Below are 1,936 nucleotides of genomic sequence, written 5' to 3' on the forward strand. Positions count from 1 at the left end.
GGGTTGCGGGCGACGCCCGCGCCGAGCTGTAGCACTGGTTGAGCGGGTTTGCCGGGTCGGGATTCGGCAGGCCGGTCGGCAAGGTCTTGAAGAAATGCGCGCCGCGGTACGTGAACGCCGGCGGGTAGTAAAACCCGTTCGGCTGCTTCCAGCCGATGGCGGCGTCGAGCACGACCATCTTGTGCGGGTCGATGCCTTGCGATGGATCGCCCGGTGCCGGCTGTGTCGTCGACCCGTAGATCCCGCACGGCAACTCCATCTCGCACGTCGACTTGTCCATGCACGGCTGCGGATCGCACTCCCAGGCGCCGACATTGAGGAACAGATTGCCGTCGGCGAAGTGCGGCCCATCGTAGATGTTGATCAGCCGCTTCGGCTGGAAACCGCCGGTCCAGAAGCCCGTGCCCTCGACGTCGATGTTGCACGTGATGTTGCCGCCCGCCGCGCAGGGCGCGTAGCGCGCGAGGTTGTCTTTCGCCGTCACCAAGAACACCGGCCCCGACCGCTTTGCCCACGGGCCGCCGCCGTGCTGGGTGGTGCCGACGAACAGGCTGTTCTTTACCAGCGAGAAGTACCCGGGCGGCACCTGAATCCAACTGCCGGCCGACACGAACGTCACGCCGCCGAAGAGCTGGTCGGTCACCGCCGAGTTCAACAGTAGGTAGAACCATGGCCGCAGCCAGATCGAGCCGTAGTTGCGCTCGGCCCAGTTGAACGAGGTCGTGAAGCGATCGACGATCGTGGTGACGCAGGATTCCGTGTTGGGTTCGAGGCCGGTCGCCGGATCGGATGCGCCGGCGGCGCAGTTCGTGAAATTCCTGCGGTTGGGGTGGATCGGCTGGAAGTTGCCGACCACGGCTGGACGCAGGTAATTGTCGCCCAGGTCGGCGGCGGGCTTGAGACTGCCGTGGGTGTCGGCGGTATACGGGTTCGCTACCGGTGTGAACCCGGTGTTCTGCGCTTCTCCGAGTGCCGCCGGCGATACCTCTGCCGATGCCGTCAGCGCGTAGGTCGCGGTCGTACATCCGTTGCCGCGGAAGCGCAGCAGCGGCGCCTGGTACGCACCGGCGAGATTGTAGTTCGCGTAACCGTCGAAGCTGTGGTGCATGGCGCTCGGCCCGCTGACCCCGGAACCGAGCAGCCAGAAGCACGAACCGAAGCCGTGGACGCCGACCGCCTGATTGCCGACGAACTCGTTGTACGAGTTCATTGCCCAGAACATCACCGGCATGTAGCTGTCGGACCCGGTGCGCAGGGCAGGGCCGTACCGGTTGTTCGGACCGCACGGGGTCGGAGGCGCCGGCGGGTCGAGGCACGTACACTGCGTCGCGTGCGGCCCGGGGCAGACGCCGTCGAGGATCGGCGGGACGAATCGCGCCGTGTCCGGAGCCGTCGGCGTGGCGCCGGGCCAGTTTGCCGGGTCGGCCTGCAACGCACGCCGAGTGCGATGTTTACGCAGCTCATGACTTCGTCTACGTTCACCTGCGCGTCTCTGTCGCAATCGCCGTCGCACCGATTGATCGCCGGCAAGGTCTCGGCGCCGGCAGCGGGCAGCAAGACCGGAAGCCAGGTCGCAACCACGAAGCAGAACCAGGCGCGTAGGAATGGAGCCCGCATAACGTCCTCCGGAAAGAATCGTTCGGTACACGAGTTCATAGGCCCGGCTACGCACTAACTCGACCGGTCACGGCCCGGTCGCCTCGATGAGCCGCCTTCTCCTGGCGGGGTCGCGACGCGCGTTCCCCCCGCCTGCGTTGCCCCCCCATTGCCGATGCGAGTACATTGCCACATCTGTGTCGTACTCCGCTTGCTCGGCGCGCCTTTACGCCGCCAGTCGCACTCAAACGTCAACCGGTCGCCTACCGCCCGGAACTCACGCGCGGCGGGCACGAGGGGCAGCCTCAATCCGGCAGAATGGCCCGGTGCCCGCCGTCGC

At 66.6% G+C, this 1,936-nt stretch carries 1 protein-coding gene; it reads right to left on the bottom strand.

Features of this window, described 5'->3' with window-relative positions; translation table 11 throughout:
- The coding region (locus tag L6Q96_23100; protein MCK6557438.1) for a hypothetical protein at positions 1 to 1,432 on the bottom strand (1,432 nt) is incomplete at its 3' end.
- Between the last annotated feature and the right edge of the window lie 504 nt (positions 1,433 to 1,936).

This window comes from Candidatus Binatia bacterium (genome assembly GCA_023150935.1).
GTDB lineage: Bacteria > Desulfobacterota > Binatia > HRBIN30 > HRBIN30 > JAKLJW01.